Source organism: Brevundimonas sp. P2_A6 (assembly GCF_056404975.1).
On sequence record NZ_JBFUCZ010000006.1, the window covers coordinates 48,535 to 68,262 of the forward strand.

The following is a 19,728-nucleotide window of genomic DNA, read 5'->3' on the forward strand; positions in this document are numbered from 1 at the left end:
TCAGTCCTCGTCCGGCGCGCCCAGGGGGAAATAGCCCCGATACGGCCGTGCCTCGTTCAGCGCGCGGGCATAGCTGGGTCGGGCCAGCAGGCGTCGGCGATAGGCCCACAGGTGTTCGAAACGCGCGGGGATCGCGTGGGTCCAATGGGCATACAGCAGCCCCGGCGCGGCCCCGCAGTCGGCCAGGGTGAAGACTTCTCCCGCCGCCCAGGTCCGGCCCGACATCACGCTGTCCAGCCAGGCATAGGCCGTCTCCAGCCTGGCTTTGGCTTCCGTCACGATCAGGGGATCGCGCGCATCCTCGGGACGCAGCGCATTGTAGATGATCCGCTGCTGGTTGGCGTTGATGTGGTTGTCGAACACCCGGTCCATGAACCGCGTCTCCAGCGCCAGCTCCGGATCGGTCGGGATCATCGGCGTGGAGGGATCGATCTGGTCCAGCCGCTCGATGATGATCGAGGTCTCGGCGAAATGCCTGTCGCCGTCCTTCAGCACCGGGAACTGTCCGAACGGCCAGGCCGCCTTCAGCTCCGCCATCGCACCCTCGTCATCCAGCATCCGCTGGGTGAAGGGCAGATCCTTCTCGTAGAAGGCCACGATCGCCTTCTGGCAGTACGACGAGAAGGGGTGGCTGTAGAGGATCAGGTCGGTCATGCCGCACCCTGCCCGACGCGCGCGCAAAGAAAAAGGGCGACCCGGTCACCCGGATCGCCCTTCAAATCTCGGTCTGCCAGCGACAGCCTATTCGTCGTCGCCTTCGTAGACGGCGACCGGACCCGAGTCCTGGCCCTTGGCCGAGGTGTCGCGATCGACGAACTCGATCACCGCCATCGGGGCGTTGTCGCCGTGGCGGTAACCGGCCTTCATGATGCGGATGTAGCCACCCTGACGGTCGGCGTAGCGCGGGCCGATCGTTTCGAACAGCTTGCCGACCTGGGTCACGTCACGGACGTGGCTGATGGCCTGACGACGCGCATGCAGGTCGCCCTTCTTGCCCAGCGTGACCAGCTTTTCGACGAAGGGGCGAAGCTCCTTGGCCTTGGGCAGGGTCGTGGTGATCTGCTCGTGCTTGATCAGCGACGCGGCCATGTTGGCGAACATGGCGGTGCGATGGCTGGCCGTGCGGCCGAGTTTGCGGTGGGCGGCGCCGTGGCGCATCGGGGTCTCTCCTACTCAACCCGGGTATCCGTCTTACGGGACCGTGGGCCGTATCATTCTAACCGCTCCGATGACCGAAATCGGTCCGGGCGGAGGGTTGAAACTAGATCTGGTCGTCGAACTTCTTGGCCAGGTCTTCGATGTTCTCCGGGGGCCAGTTCGGCACGTCCATGCCGAGCGACAGACCCATGGAGGTCAGCACTTCCTTGATTTCGTTCAGCGACTTGCGGCCGAAGTTCGGGGTGCGAAGCATTTCGCCCTCCGTCTTCTGGATCAGGTCGCCGATGTAGACGATGTTGTCGTTCTTCAGGCAGTTGGCCGAACGGACCGACAGTTCCAGTTCGTCGACCTTCTTCAGCAGGGCCGGGTTGAACGGCAGGTCGGGCTTGCCTTCCGACGCTTCCACGGCCTTCTTCGGCTCGTCGAAGGTGATGAAGATCTGCAGCTGGTCTTGCAGGATGCGCGAGGCGTAGGCCACCGCGTCAACCGGCGAGACGGCACCGTTGGTTTCGACTTCCAGCACCAGCTTGTCATAGTCCAGCGACTGGCCCTGACGGGTCGGCTCGACGCGGTACGCGACGCGCTTGACCGGCGAATACAGGGCGTCGACGGCGATCAGGCCAATCGGAGCGTCTTCCGGACGGTTGAACTCGGACGCGACATAGCCCTTGCCGTTCTGGACGGTCAGTTCCATGCGGATCGACGCGCCGTCGTCCAGGGTGCAGATGACGTGGTTGGGGTTCAGCACCTCGATGTCCGAAGGGACGTCGATCTGGCCGGCGGTCACGGGCCCGGGGCCAGTGGCGCGCAGCGTCATGCGCTTGGGACCCTCGGCGTGCATGCGCAGCGCCAGCTGCTTGATGTTCAGGACGATGTCGACGACGTCCTCGCGCACGCCTTCCAGCGACGAGAATTCGTGCACGACGCCGTCGATCTGAATGGCGGTCACGGCCGCGCCTTGCAGCGACGACAGCAGCACGCGGCGCAGGGCGTTGCCGAGCGTCACACCGAAACCGCGCTCGAGGGGCTCGGCCACCAGACGGGCCTTGCGTTGGGCGTCGGAGCCCAGCTCGATCTGCGGCTTCTCGGGACGGATCAGCTCTTGCCAGTTACGTTCGATCATAGGTGTCCCTAACGAGTGTCGCCGGACCCTCTCACCTCGTCAGGGAGGCGGGTCCGGCGGAGAAATAGAGCAGGCGGCGGGGTAGCTTAGACGCGACGGCGCTTGGGCGGACGGCAGCCGTTGTGCGGCATCGGCGTGACGTCGCGGATGGTCGTGATGGTCAGGCCGACCGACTGCAGCGCGCGCAGGGCCGACTCCCGGCCGGAACCGGGGCCCGAGACATTGACTTCCAGCGTCTTGACGCCGTGTTCCTGGGCCTTCTTGCCCGCGTCTTCGGCGGCCATCTGGGCGGCGTAGGGCGTCGACTTGCGCGACCCCTTGAAGCCCATGTGTCCGGCGGACGACCACGATATCGCGTTGCCCTGGGCATCGGTGATCGTGATCATGGTGTTGTTGAAAGAGGCGTTCACATGGGCGACGCCCGAGGTGATGTTCTTGCGCTCGCGCTTCTTTACGCGACCCGGTTCCTTGGCCATGTGTCTGTCTTACTTCTTCTTGCCGGCGATCGGCTTGGCGGGACCCTTGCGGGTGCGGGCGTTGGTGTGGGTGCGCTGACCGCGGACGGGCAGGCCCTTGCGGTGACGCAGGCCGCGATAGCAGGCCAGGTCCATCAGGCGCTTGATGTTCATCGACGTCTCGCGGCGCAGGTCGCCCTCGACGGTGTGATCCTTGTCGATCGTCTCGCGGATCTGCAGGACTTCGGCGTCGGTCAGCTGGTTCACGCGGCGCGAGGGCTCGATGCCCACCTTGCCGGTGATGTCCTTGGCGGCGGCCGGGCCGATGCCATGGATGTACTGAAGCGCGATTTCGACGCGCTTGTTGGTCGGAATGTTGACGCCAGCGATACGGGCCACGAAGATCTCCAAGTACGCGCAAACCGGACGCAACAAACGCTCCGGTCAACAGACCAGGAGCGTGGCGCCCTTCGCGGGAAGCGCGCCTTATACAGGCGATTCAGATTGCGTCAACGCCTGAGCGAGGCGGGCCGGACATTCGCCGTCTACTGACGACCGAACAGGACCACGACCGTCGCCCGGAAGCCCTCGATCGATCGTCCCGACGCCGTCGTCGGCGGGCGGAAACGGAAATAGGTTTCGGCCACCCGGGTCGCCGCCTCGCCGAAGCCCAGGCCTTCGGGGCTCTCCGAGACCACGCGACAGCCGTCCAACCGCGTATCCGAACGGATGACACAGTTGACCGAGGCACGACCCGGCACCCGCCGACGGCGCGCTTCCTGTGGCACCAGCCCCAGGATCTCTCCGTTCGAGGCTCCGCGCAGGATGATGGGGCCGGAGCCCGAACCCGGACCGTCGCCCTCCCCTTCCCCGTCACCCGTGCCATTGCCCTGTCCCCCCTGGCCCAGACCCGGGGTCGGACCCGGCTGGTCGGAGGCACCGACGATGACGGCCGGCGCGGGCGCGGGCTTGGGCGGCGCGGGCAGCTCGGGGCGGGGAACCGGCTTGGGCGTCACATGCACGACCGAAGGGGCCGCGGGGGCACCGCCACCTGCATCCGGCGCCGGGGGCTCGGGCGGAGGCGGCGGTGGAGGGGGCGGCGTAAGATCGACCAGCTGGACGTTGATCGGGGTCTGGACGACGACGGGCGGCGGCGTATGCCCCAGGCCGCTGAGCGCGAACAGCACCGCGTGCAGCGAGACGACGCCAAGCATGACGCCGCCCTGACGCCAGCGTCTCGCGGATTTCGGCGTGGCTGGAATGATCGTGGCTCCGGTCGCGGCGCTTACCGCCAGGCTTGGACGACCAAACGCTCCGTCCGGTCTGAACGATCCATAGCAGAGCCGGAACGACGGGGCGTGACGACCGGGCTCATGCCCCGTTCATCCGCAGACCCTTCAGGCGCGGGCCAAAGCCTCTGAGATGGCGGTAGCGACGGCCTCGATCGAGCCCATGCCGTCCACCTCGGTCAGCAGCCCCTTGTCGCCGTAGTAGGGCAGCAGGGGCGCGGTGTTGCGGTTGTAGGCGTCCAGGCGAACCTTGAAGCTTTCGGGATTGTCGTCGGGCCGGCCCTGGTCGGCGAACCGCTTCGAGACCCGCTCCAGCAGGGCGTCGTCGTCGACCTTCAGCCGCACCACAGCGTCGATCTTCTTGCCCAGCTTGGCCAGCATGGCGTCCAGCGCCTCGGCCTGGGCGATCGTGCGGGGGAAGCCGTCGAAGATGGCTCCGCCCGCGTCCTCAGCCTCTTTCAGCCGAGCCTCGATCAGCGCGATGACGATGTCGTCGGCGATCAGTCCGCCCTTGGACATGATTTCCTTGCACTGCTGACCCAGTTCGGAACCCGAGGCGATCGCCTCGCGCAGCATGTCGCCGGTCGACAGCTGGACCATGCCGCGCTGTTCGACCAGCCGCTTGGCCTGGGTACCCTTGCCGGCCGCAGGGGGCCCGAACAGGATCAGGTTCATGCTCGGTGCCCCTCCCCGGGCTTGATCTCGACTATCGCCGAACCGGCGCGGGCGCACCGCGACCGCCACGGCCGCGCAGCTTGGCCTTCTTGATGAGGCCTTCGTACTGGTGTGCCAACAGTTGCGACTGGATCTGCGCCACCGTGTCCATCGTCACCGAGACCACGATCAGGACCGAGGTCCCGCCGAAATACAGCCCCCGGCCGAAGTTGGCCGAGATGATCTCCGGCAACAGGCAGACCGCAGTGATGTAGGCGGCGCCGATCACGGTCAGGCGGGTCAGGACATAGTCCAGATATTCCGCCGTCCGCTTGCCCGGCCGGATGCCCGGCAGGAACCCGCCGTACTTGCGCAGGTTCTCGGCCGTGTCCTCGGGGTTGAAGGTGATCGAGGTGTAGAAGAAGCAGAAGAAGACGATCAGGGCGGCATACAGCGCCATGAACAGCGGCTGGCCGTGCGTCAGCTGGGCGGCCACGGTCGGCAACCAGTCCAGCCAGGCCGGCAGGTTGGCGGTCGCGGCGAAGTTGGCCACGGTCGACGGCAGCAGCAGCAGCGACGAGGCGAAGATCGGCGGGATGACGCCGGCCGTGTTCACCTTCAGCGGCAGGAACGAGCGCTCCCCTCCCGCCATCCGGTTGCCTTCTTGGCGCTTGGGATACTGGATCAGCAGACGGCGCTGGGCCCGTTCCATGAACACGATGAAGACCACCACGGCGACGACCATCGCCAGGATGAAGAGCAGGGCGAACGCCGACAGCTGACCCTGTTGGGCCAGGCCAAGCAGACGGCCGATCGTGCCCGGCAGGACCGCGACGATGCCCGCGAAGATGATCAGCGAGATGCCGTTACCGACGCCGCGCGCCGTCACCTGCTCGCCCAGCCACATCAGGAACATGGTGCCGCCGGTCAACGAAACGACCGTCGTCGCGATGAAGAAAAGCCCCGGATTGTCCACCAGGCTTGCCTGGGCGTTCAGGCCGGCGGCGATGCCGAACGACTGCGCCAGGGCCAGGACCACGGTCAGATAGCGGGTGTACTGGTTCAGCTGCTTGCGGCCGCTTTCGCCGCCTTCCTTCTTCAGCTTCTCCCAGGGCGGATACACGCTGCCCATCAGCTGGACGATGATCGAGGCCGAGATGTAGGGCGTCACGTTCAGGGCAAACACCGCCATCCGCTCCACCGCGCCGCCCGAGAACATGTTGAACATGTCCAGGATGCCGCGCTGGCCGTCGGGATTGTTGAAGAACTGCAGGAAGGCTTCGGAGTTGATCCCCGGGATCGGCACATAGGTACCGATGCGATAGACCAGCAGTGCGCCCAGCGTGAAGAGCAGACGCTTGTGCAGCTCGGTCGCTTTCGCGAACGAGCCCATGTTCATATTGGCGGCGAGTTGTTCGGCGGCCGAAGCCATGTGTCGTTACCCCGACTGATCAGTACGCGGCCGATCGAAACGAATCCGGGGCCAACGTCCAGATAGGCGAAGGGCGGCCTCTTAGCGAGACCGCCCCCCGAGCTTTATTGTTACGCCTTGGAGGCGGTGCGGGTCGTGCGAGCCGAAATCTTGTTGGCGTCGCCACGCGGAGCCTTCGGTGCGGGGGCCTTGCCCTTGGCGGCGTTGCGCTTCTCGACGCGCGCGGCGGCCTTGGCTTCGGCTTCGATCCGCTGTTCGACGATCGAGCCGCCAGCGGCCTCGATGGCCTTCTTGGCGCCGGCCGTTGCCGACCAGACGACCAGGTTCAGCTTGGCCTTGATCTCGCCAGTGCCCAGCAGGCGCACGCCGTCCTTGGAACGACGGATCACGCCGGCGGCCACCAGGGCCTCGCCATTCAATTCCGACTTGGCGTCCAGCTTGCCCGCGTCGATCGCGTCCTGCAGACGCCACAGGTTCACTTCGGCCAGCTTCAGAGCGTTGGGATTGTTGAAGCCGCGCTTGGGCATCCGCATGTACAGCGGCATCTGCCCACCTTCGAAGCCGCCGATGGCGACGCCGGAACGCGACTTCTGACCCTTGACGCCGCGACCGGCGGTCTTGCCCTTGCCCGAACCCGGACCGCGGCCGACGCGCATGCGCTTCTTGTGGGCGCCTTCGTTGTCGCGGATTTCATTCAATTTCATGTGCCTGATCCTTTCGGGTTCTAGCGCCCGCTGCGAACAGCGGACTCGGCTTTGATTTTCATTTGGGGACGGACGGACCCGCCCCCGGAACGCGATGAAGGGCGGCCTATAGCCGCCCCCACCCTGTCACCGCAAGGGCGACACCCTCCCCCGTTGAGGAGAGGGCCATTTACAGGTTTACTTCTCGACGATCTCGGTCAGGTGGGCGACCTTGGCGATCATGCCACGGACCGAGGGGGTGTCTTCCAGCGTGGACTCGCGGCCCATGCGGTTCAGACCCAGGCCCACCAGGGTGGCGCGCTGGTCGTTCTTGCGGCGGATCGGCGAACCGGTCTGCTTGACGGTGACCGTCTTGGCTTCAGTCTTGGCCATTCTCAGGACTCCACGGCTTCGGGCGCGGCTTCCACAGCCGAGGCGCCGTCGTTGCGGCGGCCCATCAGGTCAGCGACCTTCTTGCCACGCTTGGAGGCGACCTGACGCGGCGAGGACTGGACCTTCAGCGCCTCGAACGTCGCGCGGATCATGTTGTAGGGGTTGGACGAACCCGTCGACTTGGCCACCACGTCGGCGACGCCGAGGGTTTCCAGGACGGCGCGCATCGGACCACCCGCGATCACGCCGGTGCCGGGAGGGGCAGCGCGCATCATGATCTTGCCAGCACCCCAACGGCCGTTGCCGTCATGGTGCAGGGTGCGGTTTTCGCGCAGGGGCACGCGGATCATCGTCTTCTTGGCTTCTTCGGTCGCCTTGCGGATGGCTTCCGGCACTTCGCGCGCCTTGCCGTGACCGAAACCGACGCGACCCTTGCCGTCACCGACGACCATCAGGGCTGCGAAGGAGAAGCGACGGCCGCCTTTGACGGTGGCCGCGACGCGGTTGATGTGCACCAGCTTCTCGACGATGTCCGAATCCGGACCGTCGACGGCGGGGGCGTTGCGGTTGTCGCGACGGTTGCGGTCGTTGCCGCCTTGTCCGCCACGTTGGGGTGCTTGGGCCATCTGTCGGTCCTTAGAAGTTCAGGCCGGCTTCACGCGCGGCATCCGCCAGCGCCTTCACCCGTCCGTGATAGATGTAGCCACCGCGATCGAAGACCACGTCCTTGATGCCCTTCTCGATGGCCCGCTCGGCGACCAGCTTGCCGATGGCGGCAGCGGCCTCCTTGTTGGAGCCCTTCGAGGTTCCGGCCTTGTCGCCTTCCAGCGAAGAGGCGGCGGCGACCGTGACGCCCTTGAGGTCGTCGATGATCTGGGCCGAGATGTTCTTGTCCGAACGGTGCACGGACAGGCGCAGGCGACCATTGCCCATCGCCTTGAGGCGGCGGCGGTTGCGCTCGGTGCGCTTCGCGGCTTTTTGCTTGAGGGTCGATGCCATGGCTTACTTCTTCTTGCCTTCCTTGCGACGCACCTTCTCGCCGGCATAACGGACGCCCTTGCCCTTGTAGGGCTCCGGCGGACGCAGCTTGCGGATGTTGGCCGCCAGTTCGCCGACGACCTGCTTGTCGGGGCCGGAGATCTTGATCTCGGTCTGCTTGGGCACCGCGAAGGTCACGCCGGCCGGAGCCTTGATGTCCACTTCGTGCGAGAAACCCAGTTGCAGCGACAAGTCGTTGCCCTTCATGGCGGCGCGGTAACCCACGCCGACCAGCTCAAGCGTGCGCTCGAACCCGTCGGTGACACCGACGACCATGTTGTCGACCAGGGTTCGCGACAGGCCCCACATCGCGCGGGCGCGCTGAGTGTCGGCACGGATGGCCAGGTTCAGTTCGCCGTCGTTCTGGGTCAGCTCGACCTCTTCGGCCAGGGTCCAGGACCGCTCGGCCTTGGGGCCTTTCACGGTGATGGTCTGGCCGTCGATGGTGACGGTGACGCCTTTCGGCACGGTGATGGGACGTTTTCCGATACGGGACATCTTTAGTAGACCCTGCAGAGGACTTCGCCGCCGACATTGGCGTCGCGGGCGGCGGCGTCGGACATGACGCCCTTCGAAGTCGAAAGGATCGAGATGCCCAGGCCGTTCTTGATCGGCTTCAGGTCGGAGATCGCGGAGTAGACGCGGCGGCCCGGCTTGGACACGCGGGCGATCTCGGCGATGACCGGCTGGCCGTCGAAATACTTGAGCTCGATCTCGAACTGCGGGAACTCGCCGGGGTTCTGAACCAGCGAATAGCCGCGGATGTAGCCCTCGTCCTGCAGCACGTCGAGGACGCGCTGGCGCAGGCGGGAGGCCGGGGTGAGCACTTTCGAACGCTTGCGCATCGCCGCGTTCTTCATGCGAGCGATCATGTCGCTCAGGGGATCGTTGATCATCATGTCTGTCGCTCCCCTTACCAGCTGGACTTCGTCAGGCCCGGGATCTGGCCCAGGTTGCCGAGTTCACGCAGCGCGATCCGGCTCATCTTCAGCTTGCGATAGAAGGCCCGCGGACGGCCCGTCACTTCGCAGCGGTTACGGATCCGGACGGCCGCCGAGTTGCGCGGCAGCTCGGCCAGCTTCAGGCGGGCGTCGAAACGCTCTTCCAGAGGCAGGCTCTCGTCGTTGGCGGTCGCCTTCAGGGCGGCCCGCTTGTCGGCGTATTTGGCGACGAGGGCTTTCACCATCTCGTTGCGGTTCACGGCGCTTTTCTTAGCCATTGTGCTTTTCCCTTCCCGCTCAGTTCTTCACGAACGGGAACTTGAACTCGGTCAGAAGCGCGCGCGCCTCGTCGTCGGTCCGAGCCGTGGTGCAGACGATGATGTCCATGCCCCACATCTGATCGATCTGGTCGTAGTTGATCTCTGGGAACACGATGTGTTCCTTCAGACCCATGGCGTAGTTGCCGCGTCCGTCGAACGACGTCGGCTTCAGGCCCCGGAAGTCCTTCACGCGCGGCAGGGCGATCGTGATCAGACGGTCCAGGAACTCGTACATCTGGTCGCCGCGCAGGGTGACCTTGCCGCCGATGACCATGCCCTCGCGCAGCTTGAAGCCGGCGATGGAGGTGCGCGCCTTGGTCGGGACCGCCTTCTGGCCGGCGATCTGCGTCAGATCCTTGAGGGCGGCGTTCGCCTTCTTGGAGTCCGCGACCGCTTCGCCGATGCCCATGTTCAGGACGATCTTGTCCAGCTTGGGCGTCTGCATCGGGTTGGTGTAGCCGAACTTCTCGGTCAGCACGCCCTTGATGCGGTCGTTGTAGTCGCCCTTCAGGCGGGGGGTGTATTTGGTATCGGCCATCAGATGACGTCTCCCGTCGTCTTGGCAAAGCGAACCTTCTTGTCGCCTTCCATGCGGAAGCCGACGCGCGACGCCTTGCCGTTGGCGTCGGCGATCGCGACGTTCGACAGGTGAAGCGAGGCTTCCTTGTTCTTGATACCGCCCTGGGGGTCGCCCTGGGACGGACGGGTGTGGCGCTGGACCATGTTGATCCCGGTCACCATCACGCGGTTCTCGGTCGGCAGGACCTTGGCGACTTCGCCGGTGCGGCCCTTGTCTTTTCCGGTCAGGACGACGACGCGGTCGCCCTTCTTGATCTTGGCGGCCATGGTTACAGGACCTCCGGGGCCAGCGAGATGATCTTCATGTGGTTCTTGGCGCGCAGTTCACGGGGAACCGGGCCGAAGATCCGCGTGCCGACCGGCTCGTTCTGCTTGTTGACGATGACCGCGGCCGACTTGTCGAAGCGGATGACCGAGCCGTCCTTGCGCTGGATGTCCTTGGCGGTGCGCACGACGATGGCGCGAACCACTTCACCCTTCTTCACGCGACCGCGCGGAATGGCTTCCTTGACCGAGGCGACGATCGTGTCACCCACCGAGGCGTAGCGGCGCTTCGCGCCACCCAACACCTTGATGCACATGACCCGGCGAGCGCCCGAGTTATCGGCCACCTCCAGGTTAGTTTGCATCTGGATCATATGATCAGATCCTTCTTGATTACGACGCCGAGGCCGAGGTGTCCTTGGACAGGACCTCCCAGCGCTTCAGCTTGGATTTCGGGGCGCACTCACGGATGCGGGCGACGTCGCCTTCCTTGAAGGCGTTCGCTTCGTCGTGGGCGTGGTACTTCTTGGACAGGCGCACGATCTTTTTCATGACCGGGTGCAGCAGCGTGCGTTGGACGACGACGACGACGGTCTTGTCGCCCTTGTCGGACACGACCACGCCTTCGAGAATACGTTTGGGCATGGGGTTTCCTTACGAAGCCGAACGCTTCTCACGCAGAAGCGTGGAGATGCGAGCGATGTCTTTGCGGACTTCACCGACGCGGTGAGTCTTTTCCATCTGACCGGTGGCGGCCTGGAAGCGCAGGTTGAACTGCTCCTTCTTGAGCGACAGCAGCTGGTCGCCCAGCTGGTCGTTCGTCTGGGAGCGAAGGTCGGCGATCTTGGTCATCAGGCAACGTGCTCCACGTGCGAGACACCGGCGTCCAGGCGGGTGACCACCTTGGTGCGGACCGGCAGCTTGGCGGCGCCCAGACGCAGCGCCTCGCGGGCCACGTCATCGGCGACGCCGTCGATTTCGAACAGGATCCGGCCCGGGTGGCAGCGCGCCGCCCAGTGATCCACCGCGCCCTTGCCCTTGCCCATGCGGACTTCGGCCGGCTTGCCCGAGACGGGAACGTCCGGGAACACACGGATCCAGACCCGGCCCTGACGCTTCATCTGGCGGGTGATCGCGCGGCGGGCCGCCTCGATCTGACGCGCGGTGATGCGTTCCGGCTCCAGCGTCTTCAGGCCATAGGACCCGAAGTTCAGCGAGAAGCCACCCTTGGCAGCGCCGTGGATGCGGCCCTTGAAGGCCTTGCGGTACTTGGTTTTCTTCGGTTGCAGCATCTCTTAGCCCTCACGGCCACGGCGACCGCCGCGGTCATCGCGGCGCGGGCCGCGTTCACGGCCTTCGTTGGACGACGGACCGGCGGCTTCCTGAGCCCAGCGCTTGTCCTGGGCCATCGGGTCGTGCTCGAGCACTTCGCCTTTGAACACCCAGACCTTCACACCGATGATGCCGTAGGTCGTCTTGGCCTCGATGAAGCCGTAGTCGATGTCGGCGCGCAGGGTGTGCAACGGCACGCGACCTTCGCGATACCATTCCATCCGCGCGATCTCGGCACCGCCCAGGCGGCCCGACACGTTGATGCGGACGCCCTTGGCGCCCAGGCGCATGGCCGACTGCATGGCGCGCTTCATGGCACGACGGAAGGCGATCCGGCGTTCCAGCTGCTGCGCGATGTTCTCGGCGATCAGCTGGGCATCGGTCTCGGGCTTGCGGACCTCGACGATGTTCAGGTGAACTTCGCCTTCGGTACGGGCCGAGATGTCCTTGCGCAGCTTCTCGATGTCCGCGCCCTTCTTGCCGATCACGACGCCCGGACGGGCGGCATAGATCGTCACGCGGCACTTCTTGTGCGGACGCTCGATGATGATGCGCGACACGCCGGCGGCGTTCAGGCGTTCCTTGAGCCAGGTGCGCAGCGCCAGGTCCTGGTGCAGCAGCCGGGCATAGGACGCGCCGTCGGCGAACCAACGGCTGTCCCAGGTGCGGTTCACGCCGAGGCGGAAACCGATCGGATTGATTTTCTGACCCATCAGGCGGCCTCGCCGGCTTCACGGACCACGATGGTGATCTCGCTGAACGGTTTCAGGATACGCGACGAGCGGCCACGAGCACGGCTCGCGAAACGCTTCATCACCAGGTTCTTGCCCACGAAGGCCTCGGCAACGATCAGGCTGTCGATGTCCAGGTTGTGGTTGTTCTCGGCGTTCGACACGGCGCTGTAGAGCACCTTGCGGACGTCGTCGGAGATACGCTTGCGGCTGAATTCCAGCTCGTTCAGGGCCTTCTGGACCGGCAGGCCACGGATGGACTGGGCGACCAGGTTCAGCTTCTGCGGGCTGATGCGGACGTTCGTCAGCTTGGCGCGCGCTTCGGTTTCGCCGACGCGGCGGGTGTTGTTGGTCTTGGGCATGTTACTTCCGCTTCGCCTTCTTGTCCGCGGCGTGGCCGGGGAACGAACGGGTGGGCGAGAACTCGCCCAGCTTCATGCCGACCATGTCCTCGTTCACGTGCACGGGGACGTGCTTGTGACCGTTGTGGACACCGAACGTCAGACCGACGAACTGCGGCAGGATGGTGGAGCGGCGCGACCAGGTCTTGATCACGTCCTTGCGGCCCGACGTCGAGACGGCGTCGGCCTTCTTGAGCAGATACCCGTCGACGAACGGGCCTTTCCAGGAGGAGCGAGCCATCTTTAGCGAGCCTTCTTGAGGTGGCGGCTACGGATGATGAAGCGATCCGTCGCCTTGTTCTTGCGGGTACGCGTGCCCTTGGTGTCCTTGCCCCACGGCGTGACCGGGGTCCGGCCGCCGGAGGTCTTGCCTTCACCACCGCCGTGCGGGTGGTCGACCGGGTTCATGGCGACGCCGCGAACGTGCGGGCGGAAGCCCATGTGACGAACGCGACCGGCCTTGCCGAGGTTCTGGTTCATGTGGTCGGCGTTTGAAACGGCGCCCACTGTGGCCATGCAGCCGTCCAGAACCATGCGCAGCTCGCCCGAGCCGAGGCGGATCTGGGCGTAACCCTGATCGCGACCCACCAGCTGGGCGTAGGCACCGGCCGAACGGGCCAGCTGAGCGCCCTTGCCCGGCTTCATTTCCACGCAGTGGATGATGGTGCCGACGGGGATGGAGCGCAGCGGCATGGCGTTGCCGGGCTTCACGTCCGTCTTTTCGCCGGCCACGATCGTGTCGCCCGCCTTCAGGCGTTGCGGCGCGACGATGTAGGCCTTTTCGCCGTCCTCATAGGTGATGAGGGCGATGAAGGCGGTGCGGTTGGGGTCGTACTCCAGCCGCTCGACGGTCGCCGTCTGGAACTTGCGACGCTTGAAGTCGATCTTGCGATACAGGCGCTTGGCGCCACCGCCGCGGAAGCGGACGGCGATGCGACCGCCCTGACCGCGTCCGCCCGACTTGGTCAGGCCTTCGGTCAGCGACTTCTCGGGACGGCCCTTGAAGAGCTCCGAGCGGTCGATCAGCACCAGGGCGCGACGGCCCGGCGATGTCGGATTGTAGGTTTTCAAGGCCATCGGTTCAGAGCCCCGTCGTGACGTCGATCGACTGGCCTTCGGCCAGCGTCACGATCGCTTTTTTGATGTCGACCCGACGGCCCATGATGCCGCGGAAGCGCTTGGTCTTGCCCTTCTGGACCAGGGTGTTGACCTTCAGGACGTTGACCTTGAACAGGCTTTCGACCGCAGCGGCGATCTCGTCCTTGGTCGAGGTGCCCGCGACGCGGAACACGACCTTGTTCTGCTCCGACAGGATCGTCGCCTTCTCGGTGATGATCGGCGACAGGATGGTGTCGTAGTGTTTGGCGGTTGGAGCGGCGGCCATTACGCGGCTTCCTTCTCGGCTTGCTCGCGACGCGAGAGCTTGTAGTCGGCATAGGTGGCCTCGATGGCCTCCACGGCGGACTTGGTCAGCACCAGCTTGTCGGCGCGCAGGATGTCATAGACGTTCAGGCCGGCGTTCGGCAGCACGTGGATCTGCGGGATGTTGCGCGACGCCAGGGCGAAGTTCGCATCCACTTCCGGACCCGCGATGATCAGCGTCCGGGTCCAGCCCAGCTTGCCGAAAGTCTCGCGCAGGGCGGAGGTCTTGGCTTCCTTGACGGTCAGGGCATCGACGATGACCAGATCACCGGTCTTGGCCTTGGACGACAGGGCGTGACGCAGGGCCAGGGCGCGGACCTTCTTGGGAAGGTCGAAGCCGTGATCGCGGACGATCGGGCCGAAGGCGCGCGAACCACCGACGAACTGCGGGGCACGACGCGAGCCGTGACGGGCGCCGCCGGTGCCCTTCTGCTTGTACATCTTCTTGCCGGTGCGAGAGTTCTCGTTCCGGGTCTGGACCTTGTGGGTGCCGGCACGGCGCTTGGCCAGCTGCCAGTTGACGTAGCGGGCCAGCAGATCGCCGCGGATGTCGGTGATGCCGAAAACGACATCCGACAGCTCGACGTCACCGGCGGCCTTGCCGTCGAGTTTGATGACCGAGAGTTTCATTACGCTTCACCGCCTTCGACGGTTTCGACCGCGGCCGGCTCTTCAGCGGGCGTTTCGGCCGGAGCGGCTGCAGCGCCACCCTTGGTCTTGAACGAGCCAGGGAACGGCAGGTCGGCGTGCGGCTTCTTGTGCGCGTCGCGGACCTTGACCCAGCTGCCTTCGTGGCCGGGGACAGCGCCCTTGACCAGGATCAGGCCGCGCTCGGCGTCCACGCGGACGATGGTCAGGTTCTGGGTGGTGATGGTCTCGACACCCAGGTGTCCGGCCATCTTCTTGCCCTTGAAGGTCTTGCCGGGGTCCTGACGGTTACCCGTCGAACCCAGCGAGCGGTGCGACACGGACACGCCGTGGGTCGCGCGCAGACCACCGAAGTTCCAGCGCTTCATACCGCCCTGGAAGCCCTTGCCGATCGTCTCGCCCTGGATGTCGACCTTCTGGCCGGCGACGAAGTGGTCGGCCGACAGGGTCGCGCCGACGTCGATCATGGCGTCGTCCGAAACATGGAACTCCATGACGACGTGCTTGGGCTCGACCTCTGCGTTCGCGAAGGTCGTGCGTTGAGCCTTGTTGGTGTTCTTTGCCTTCTTGGTCCCGGCGCCCAGCTGCAGGGCGACGTAGCCGTCCCGCTCCTGAGTGCGTTGACCGACGACCTGACAGTCGTCGAGCTGGAGCACAGTGACCGGAACGTGCGCGCCGTCTTCGGCGAACACGCGGGTCATGCCCAGCTTCTTGGCGATCACGCCCGTGCGCATATCGGATCCCGCCTTTGTTTCTTTAAATCTTGATCTCGACGTCCACGCCGGCGGACAGGTCGAGCTTCATGAGCGCGTCCACGGTCTGCGGAGTGGGGTCGACGATGTCGAGGACACGCTTGTGCGTGCGGATTTCAAACTGCTCGCGCGACTTCTTGTCGACGTGCGGCGAGCGGTTCACGGTGAACTTTTCGATCAGGGTCGGCAGCGGGATCGGACCACGAACGGTCGCGCCCGTGCGCTTGGCTGTGTTGACGATTTCGCGCGTCGAAAAGTCGAGGACGCGGTGATCGAAGGCCTTGAGCCTGATGCGGATGCTTTGATCCATATCGGTCGTATTTCCCAAGCAGGCGAACCTGCGTCCCTGTGAACCATTTCAAAGACCGGAGGCCTTCAGGCGAAAACGCCTTCAGAGTACGCACGTCCGCAAAAACGATCGGCCCACGCAGTCGCCCGCGAGAGCCGTTGAAGTCCTGGATCGCTACAAAGAACGGGCCGGGTCGTTCCTGCGAACCGCGTCTGCAACCCGAGAGCTGCACAGCCGGTCCAACAAGAGTTGGCGCTTATGACGATTGAGTCCGGTTTCGTCAACTCAAAAACCCTCTCCTTTTGGGAGAGGGCTTGAGCGCCCGGGAGCCGTGAGGCGATCGGTATTGCGCGAAAGGGTGAGGGGTTAAGGCGCATACCTGTGAGGGCAACACCCCTCACCCTTTCGGCTTGCGGATCGCTACGCTCTCCGAGCCTCAAGCCCTCTCCCGCTGGGAGAGGGAAACGAGAAAAAGACGGCCCGGGGGGTTCCACGCTCCCGGGCCGCCTCCTTACGGCATCCTGACTCGGGGGAGAGATCAGTTGCCGATGTGGACCCGTCCGCCGCCCATGACGGACTGGGAGACCGAACCGGTGACCCGGCCGACCGTCACGTCTCCACCCCCGACCAGGCTCGCTTCCAGGCTGGCGACCGTGCCGGTGACGGTGACGTTGCCCGATCCGGCGATGGAGGCTTCCAGCGGCCCGGAGTCGCCCTGAACCACGATATCGCCCGAGCCGCCGATGGAGGCCTCGACCGAGCGGGGCCGGCCGCCGCCGACGCGCACGTCACCAGAGCCACCGATGGCGGCTTCGACCGCGCCCGTGGCCTGGGTCACGATGATGGTGCCCGATCCGCCGATCGACGCGTCCAGATCTCCGGTCGCTCCTGCGGTTACCCGGCCCGAGCCGCCGATGGCCGCTTCAAGGCTACCCGAAGTCCCCGCGCGGATATTGCCGGAGCCGCCGACCGAGAGATCGGCGTGGCCGGACGTATTGGCCACGGTCCAGTCGCCGCAGCCGCCCGCGCCCAGCTCAATGGAGGTCGCCCCCCGCCCGATGGCCCCGAATATGGCGGAATCTTCCGTCGAGACGTTCACATTGCGCGGCGTGCGCACTACGATCAGCGGCGCGGCGGACAGATCGACCCGGCCGGTGCGGCGCACCTCGACCGAAGCGCCTTCGCCGGGCTGGCGCGCATCGGCGGGGCCGCTGCGGCAGTTGCGGATCGGGTTGCGGCCCAGACCGCCGTCGATGCGAACCTCATTGCCGGATCGGGTCACGGTCGGCATGGGCAGACCGCCCGAGCCGGGCTCGATCTCGACGGCGACATCGGTCCGGTCCTCGACGATCACCACCATGCGGGCGGCGGCGCGGCGCACGCGGACCTCGGGACCGTCGGCGGCGGATGCGGGGGCGGCGGCGACGAGCGTCGCTGCGATGGCGGCGGCGATGGCGAAGGCTGCGGTGATGGACTTGGTCATGATGGGCTCCTCCCTGGTGCTGAGGCGAAACTGATCCCGCGACCGGCCGAAGTCATTTTAACTCCACGTCATGACCTCGAATTAATCCGGCGCATAATGTCGATATGGCCGAGCCTCGCGCGTCTTTCTGTTGTCGTGCAGGATCGGAACATCCGATCAGGCGATCCAAACCGGAGGCTGACCCCATGCAATATGCTCTTCTGATCCACGAACCTGAGGCCGAGTCCTATCCGGACGGCGAGGCCAGCCCGTCCTGGCGCGCAATCCTGGACGCCCACACCCAGTATGGCATGCAGATGGGCCAGGCTGGCGTCTTCGTCGGTGGCGCTGGCCTGAAGTCGGTCGCCACGGCCACGACCGTCAAGGTCACGCCGTCCGGCCGCACGGTCCATGACGGCCCCTTCGCCGAGACGCGCGAACAACTGGGTGGCATCTATATGATCGATGTGCCGGACCTGGATGCCGCCATCGACTGGGCCAGAAAGCTGCCGATCGCGAAGAACGGCTCGGTCGAGATCAGGCCGATGCTGCCGCCCCCGCCCATGCCGGGCTGATCTTGAGCCTGCTGGACCAGACGTTTCGGCAGAGCGGCGGCCGGGTGATCTCCGCCCTGGCCGCCGCCTTCGGCGACATCGACCTGGCCGAGGAGGCGTTCGCCGAGGCCTGTGCCCGCGCGATCGAGACGTGGGGCGACACACCGCCCGCCGATCCCGCCGCCTGGCTGTATGCCGTCGCACGTCGCTGGGCGCTGGATCGCTATCGACGCCGCGCAACGGCCTCTGCCTACCGCCCCGACGACGCCGCGCCGGACCCCACCCCCGAGGACCACGTCATGGCGCTCTCAGAGCCCATACCCGACGAGCGGCTGCGGCTGATCTTCGTCTGCTGCCACCCGGCGGTCAGCCCGGACGCCCGCGCAGCACTGACGCTGCGCACCGTCTGCGGCCTGTCGACGACCGAAGTCGCCGCCGCCTTCCTGACGCCCGAGCCGACCCTGGCCCAGCGCCTGGTCCGCGCCAAGAGGAAGATCGCCGAGGCGGGCGTGCCCTTTGACGTCCCCTCCCCCGACCGCTGGCCTGAGCGGATGGACGCGGTCCTGTCGACCTTGGAAGTCGCTTATGGCCAGGCGCACGCAGACGCCGCGGGAGCCGGACCCCACGCCGACTTCGCCACGGAGATGCTGAACCTGACCGGCCTTCTGGCCCGGCTCACACCCGAAGACGCGGAGGCGCAAGCGCTGGCTGCCACCGTCCGCTACACGGAGGCCCGCCGCCCTGCTCGGCTGGCCCCGGACGGCACCATGGTGCCCCTGACCGAGCAGAACACCGCCGGCTGGAACGCATCCCTGATCGCCGAGGCCGGTCGCTTCGTCGCCCGATCCGCCGCCGTCTCCCATGCCCGGCGCACCGTGCCCGGACCCCGCGCGCTACAGGCCGCGATCCACGGTGCCCACGCCGACCGCGCCACCACCGGCCGTACCGACTGGGCCGCCATTCTGGGGCTCTACAATATGCTGCTGCTCCAGCGCGACGATCCGGTGATCCGCACCAACCGGGCGGTCGCTCTGGCCGAGGTCGAGGGCCCGGCCGCAGCACTGGACGCCCTGCTCTGCATCGACGCGCCTGGATGGCTGCCTCTACACGCCGCCCGCGCCGACATCTTCGCCCGCCTGGGCTGGGACAAGGATGCGCGGCTGGATTATGACGCCGCCCTCGCGCTGGGGCCGTCACCGGCAGAGGCGCTGTTTCTCAGGGCAAGGCGGGATCGTCTCGACGCGGCCGCCTAGCGACGGCAGGGCTGCGCTGCTAAGCCTTGCCGCATGAAGCTCATCGCCCCTGCCCTCGCCGTCCTGTCCGTCGCCGCCTGCGCCACCACGCCGATGACCGCGCCGACGCTCGACCCAACCGCCCATTCCACTCCGGCCGAATACGAGGCCGGTCAGGCCGCCTATCTGGCCTGGAACGGTCAGCGCCGTGGCTGGACCACCACTGCATCAGGCCTGCAGTACCGTCGCGAAGGCCGTGCCCACCCCGAGGGCCGTCAGCCCTCCGCCACCGATACGGTCAAGGTCCATTATGAGGGCACCTTCATCGACGGGCGAAAGTTCGACAGCTCGTATGACCGGGGCGAACCGGCGGAGTTCCCGCTGAACCGCGTCATCCGCGGCTGGACCGAAGGCGTGGCCCTGATGCACGTCGGTGACACCTTCTATTTCGCCATCCCCGCCAGCCTCGGCTACGGCGACCGCTGGGTCGGCGGCGACGAACTGCCGCCCAATTCGACCCTGCTGTTCAAGGTCGAACTGCTGGACGTGACGCCTGCATCTTGATCCGCCATCACG

General features: G+C 66.0%; 33 protein-coding genes. 3 read left to right on the top strand and 30 right to left on the bottom strand.

The window, feature by feature from the left end:
* From AC1DW4_RS13320 to AC1DW4_RS13465, 30 genes are all read right to left on the bottom strand, one after another.
* Complete coding sequence (locus AC1DW4_RS13320; protein WP_477017752.1) at positions 1-654, bottom strand: glutathione S-transferase family protein; 654 nt, start codon at positions 652-654, stop codon at positions 1-3.
* Between the two features lie 87 nt (positions 655-741).
* Entirely contained in the window at positions 742-1,158 is a 417-nt protein-coding gene (rplQ, locus tag AC1DW4_RS13325; protein WP_013268946.1) for a 50S ribosomal protein L17, read from the bottom strand.
* 103 nt (positions 1,159-1,261) lie between these two features.
* Entirely contained in the window at positions 1,262-2,281 is a 1,020-nt protein-coding gene (locus AC1DW4_RS13330; protein ID WP_209322818.1) for a DNA-directed RNA polymerase subunit alpha, read from the bottom strand.
* An 86-nt stretch (positions 2,282-2,367) separates the two neighbouring features.
* Entirely contained in the window at positions 2,368-2,757 is a 390-nt protein-coding gene (rpsK, locus tag AC1DW4_RS13335) for a 30S ribosomal protein S11 (protein WP_013268944.1), read from the bottom strand.
* 9 nt (positions 2,758-2,766) lie between these two features.
* Positions 2,767-3,135: a 30S ribosomal protein S13 gene (gene rpsM, locus AC1DW4_RS13340; protein ID WP_477017753.1), complete on the bottom strand. Its 369-nt coding sequence runs from the start codon at positions 3,133-3,135 to the stop codon at positions 2,767-2,769.
* A 146-nt stretch (positions 3,136-3,281) separates the two neighbouring features.
* Positions 3,282-3,950, bottom strand: a complete 669-nt coding sequence (locus AC1DW4_RS13345) for an energy transducer TonB (RefSeq protein ID WP_477017754.1) — start codon at positions 3,948-3,950, stop codon at positions 3,282-3,284.
* 183 nt (positions 3,951-4,133) lie between these two features.
* Positions 4,134-4,700 (bottom strand): adenylate kinase, encoded by a 567-nt coding sequence (locus AC1DW4_RS13350; RefSeq protein ID WP_477017755.1) that lies wholly within the window; start codon positions 4,698-4,700, stop codon positions 4,134-4,136.
* 31 nt (positions 4,701-4,731) lie between these two features.
* Entirely contained in the window at positions 4,732-6,111 is a 1,380-nt protein-coding gene (secY, locus tag AC1DW4_RS13355; RefSeq protein WP_477017756.1) for a preprotein translocase subunit SecY, read from the bottom strand.
* A 110-nt stretch (positions 6,112-6,221) separates the two neighbouring features.
* A complete protein-coding gene (gene rplO, locus AC1DW4_RS13360; RefSeq protein WP_477017757.1) occupies positions 6,222-6,815 on the bottom strand; it encodes a 50S ribosomal protein L15 in 594 nt (197 codons plus the stop codon).
* A gap of 177 nt (positions 6,816-6,992) precedes the next feature.
* Positions 6,993-7,187 carry a 50S ribosomal protein L30 gene (gene rpmD, locus AC1DW4_RS13365; RefSeq protein ID WP_477017758.1) on the bottom strand — a complete coding sequence of 65 codons (195 nt, stop codon included), beginning with the start codon at positions 7,185-7,187 and terminating at the stop codon, positions 6,993-6,995.
* 2 nt (positions 7,188-7,189) lie between these two features.
* Positions 7,190-7,813 carry a 30S ribosomal protein S5 gene (gene rpsE, locus AC1DW4_RS13370; RefSeq protein WP_477017759.1) on the bottom strand — a complete coding sequence of 208 codons (624 nt, stop codon included), beginning with the start codon at positions 7,811-7,813 and terminating at the stop codon, positions 7,190-7,192.
* 10 nt (positions 7,814-7,823) lie between these two features.
* On the bottom strand, positions 7,824-8,186 hold the full coding sequence (gene rplR / locus AC1DW4_RS13375; protein ID WP_477017760.1) for a 50S ribosomal protein L18: 363 nt from the start codon (positions 8,184-8,186) through the stop codon (positions 7,824-7,826).
* Positions 8,187-8,189: 3 nt separating this feature from the next.
* Complete coding sequence (rplF, locus tag AC1DW4_RS13380; protein ID WP_477017761.1) at positions 8,190-8,723, bottom strand: 50S ribosomal protein L6; 534 nt, start codon at positions 8,721-8,723, stop codon at positions 8,190-8,192.
* Positions 8,724-8,725: 2 nt separating this feature from the next.
* Positions 8,726-9,124 (bottom strand): 30S ribosomal protein S8, encoded by a 399-nt coding sequence (gene rpsH, locus AC1DW4_RS13385; RefSeq protein WP_013268934.1) that lies wholly within the window; start codon positions 9,122-9,124, stop codon positions 8,726-8,728.
* Positions 9,125-9,138: 14 nt separating this feature from the next.
* Entirely contained in the window at positions 9,139-9,444 is a 306-nt protein-coding gene (rpsN, locus tag AC1DW4_RS13390) for a 30S ribosomal protein S14 (RefSeq protein ID WP_209322808.1), read from the bottom strand.
* Between the two features lie 19 nt (positions 9,445-9,463).
* Positions 9,464-10,024 (bottom strand): 50S ribosomal protein L5, encoded by a 561-nt coding sequence (gene rplE / locus AC1DW4_RS13395; protein WP_477017762.1) that lies wholly within the window; start codon positions 10,022-10,024, stop codon positions 9,464-9,466.
* Positions 10,024-10,332: a 50S ribosomal protein L24 gene (gene rplX, locus AC1DW4_RS13400; protein ID WP_477017763.1), complete on the bottom strand. Its 309-nt coding sequence runs from the start codon at positions 10,330-10,332 to the stop codon at positions 10,024-10,026. The genes rplE and rplX overlap by 1 nt, the downstream gene beginning before the upstream one ends.
* A gap of 2 nt (positions 10,333-10,334) precedes the next feature.
* The gene (rplN, locus tag AC1DW4_RS13405; protein WP_077354965.1) at positions 10,335-10,703 is read right to left on the bottom strand and encodes a 50S ribosomal protein L14; all 369 of its coding nucleotides are present in this window, start codon (positions 10,701-10,703) and stop codon (positions 10,335-10,337) included.
* Positions 10,704-10,722: 19 nt separating this feature from the next.
* Positions 10,723-10,974 (bottom strand): 30S ribosomal protein S17, encoded by a 252-nt coding sequence (gene rpsQ / locus AC1DW4_RS13410; RefSeq protein WP_477017764.1) that lies wholly within the window; start codon positions 10,972-10,974, stop codon positions 10,723-10,725.
* 9 nt (positions 10,975-10,983) lie between these two features.
* The gene (gene rpmC / locus AC1DW4_RS13415) at positions 10,984-11,181 is read right to left on the bottom strand and encodes a 50S ribosomal protein L29 (protein WP_013268928.1); all 198 of its coding nucleotides are present in this window, start codon (positions 11,179-11,181) and stop codon (positions 10,984-10,986) included.
* Positions 11,181-11,621 carry a 50S ribosomal protein L16 gene (gene rplP, locus AC1DW4_RS13420; RefSeq protein WP_013268927.1) on the bottom strand — a complete coding sequence of 147 codons (441 nt, stop codon included), beginning with the start codon at positions 11,619-11,621 and terminating at the stop codon, positions 11,181-11,183. The genes rpmC and rplP overlap by 1 nt, the downstream gene beginning before the upstream one ends.
* A gap of 3 nt (positions 11,622-11,624) precedes the next feature.
* Entirely contained in the window at positions 11,625-12,374 is a 750-nt protein-coding gene (gene rpsC, locus AC1DW4_RS13425) for a 30S ribosomal protein S3 (protein WP_477017765.1), read from the bottom strand.
* On the bottom strand, positions 12,374-12,754 hold the full coding sequence (gene rplV, locus AC1DW4_RS13430; RefSeq protein WP_477017766.1) for a 50S ribosomal protein L22: 381 nt from the start codon (positions 12,752-12,754) through the stop codon (positions 12,374-12,376). Before rplV ends, rpsC begins: the two co-directional genes overlap by 1 nt.
* Position 12,755: 1 nt before the next feature.
* Positions 12,756-13,034 (bottom strand): 30S ribosomal protein S19, encoded by a 279-nt coding sequence (gene rpsS, locus AC1DW4_RS13435; RefSeq protein WP_013268924.1) that lies wholly within the window; start codon positions 13,032-13,034, stop codon positions 12,756-12,758.
* Between the two features lie 2 nt (positions 13,035-13,036).
* Positions 13,037-13,870, bottom strand: coding sequence for a 50S ribosomal protein L2 (gene rplB / locus AC1DW4_RS13440; RefSeq protein WP_013268923.1), 834 nt, complete (start codon positions 13,868-13,870; stop codon positions 13,037-13,039).
* Positions 13,871-13,874: 4 nt separating this feature from the next.
* Positions 13,875-14,177 carry a 50S ribosomal protein L23 gene (locus AC1DW4_RS13445; protein ID WP_013268922.1) on the bottom strand — a complete coding sequence of 101 codons (303 nt, stop codon included), beginning with the start codon at positions 14,175-14,177 and terminating at the stop codon, positions 13,875-13,877.
* A complete protein-coding gene (rplD, locus tag AC1DW4_RS13450; protein ID WP_477017767.1) occupies positions 14,177-14,845 on the bottom strand; it encodes a 50S ribosomal protein L4 in 669 nt (222 codons plus the stop codon). The genes AC1DW4_RS13445 and rplD overlap by 1 nt, the downstream gene beginning before the upstream one ends.
* Positions 14,845-15,597 carry a 50S ribosomal protein L3 gene (rplC, locus tag AC1DW4_RS13455; RefSeq protein ID WP_477017768.1) on the bottom strand — a complete coding sequence of 251 codons (753 nt, stop codon included), beginning with the start codon at positions 15,595-15,597 and terminating at the stop codon, positions 14,845-14,847. The genes rplD and rplC overlap by 1 nt, the downstream gene beginning before the upstream one ends.
* A gap of 22 nt (positions 15,598-15,619) precedes the next feature.
* Complete coding sequence (gene rpsJ / locus AC1DW4_RS13460; protein WP_003164367.1) at positions 15,620-15,925, bottom strand: 30S ribosomal protein S10; 306 nt, start codon at positions 15,923-15,925, stop codon at positions 15,620-15,622.
* 517 nt (positions 15,926-16,442) lie between these two features.
* Positions 16,443-17,387: a GIN domain-containing protein gene (locus AC1DW4_RS13465; RefSeq protein WP_477017769.1), complete on the bottom strand. Its 945-nt coding sequence runs from the start codon at positions 17,385-17,387 to the stop codon at positions 16,443-16,445.
* Between the two features lie 185 nt (positions 17,388-17,572).
* Between AC1DW4_RS13465 and AC1DW4_RS13470 the strand changes: the two genes are divergently transcribed.
* Genes AC1DW4_RS13470 through AC1DW4_RS13480 form a run of 3 tightly spaced genes read left to right on the top strand, consistent with a single transcriptional unit; the run spans position 17,573 to position 19,716 of the window.
* Positions 17,573-17,941, top strand: coding sequence for a YciI family protein (locus tag AC1DW4_RS13470; protein ID WP_477017770.1), 369 nt, complete (start codon positions 17,573-17,575; stop codon positions 17,939-17,941).
* Between the two features lie 2 nt (positions 17,942-17,943).
* Entirely contained in the window at positions 17,944-19,173 is a 1,230-nt protein-coding gene (locus AC1DW4_RS13475) for an RNA polymerase sigma factor (protein ID WP_477017771.1), read from the top strand.
* A 33-nt stretch (positions 19,174-19,206) separates the two neighbouring features.
* Positions 19,207-19,716, top strand: a complete 510-nt coding sequence (locus AC1DW4_RS13480) for an FKBP-type peptidyl-prolyl cis-trans isomerase (RefSeq protein ID WP_477017772.1) — start codon at positions 19,207-19,209, stop codon at positions 19,714-19,716.
* Positions 19,717-19,728 lie beyond the last annotated feature (12 nt).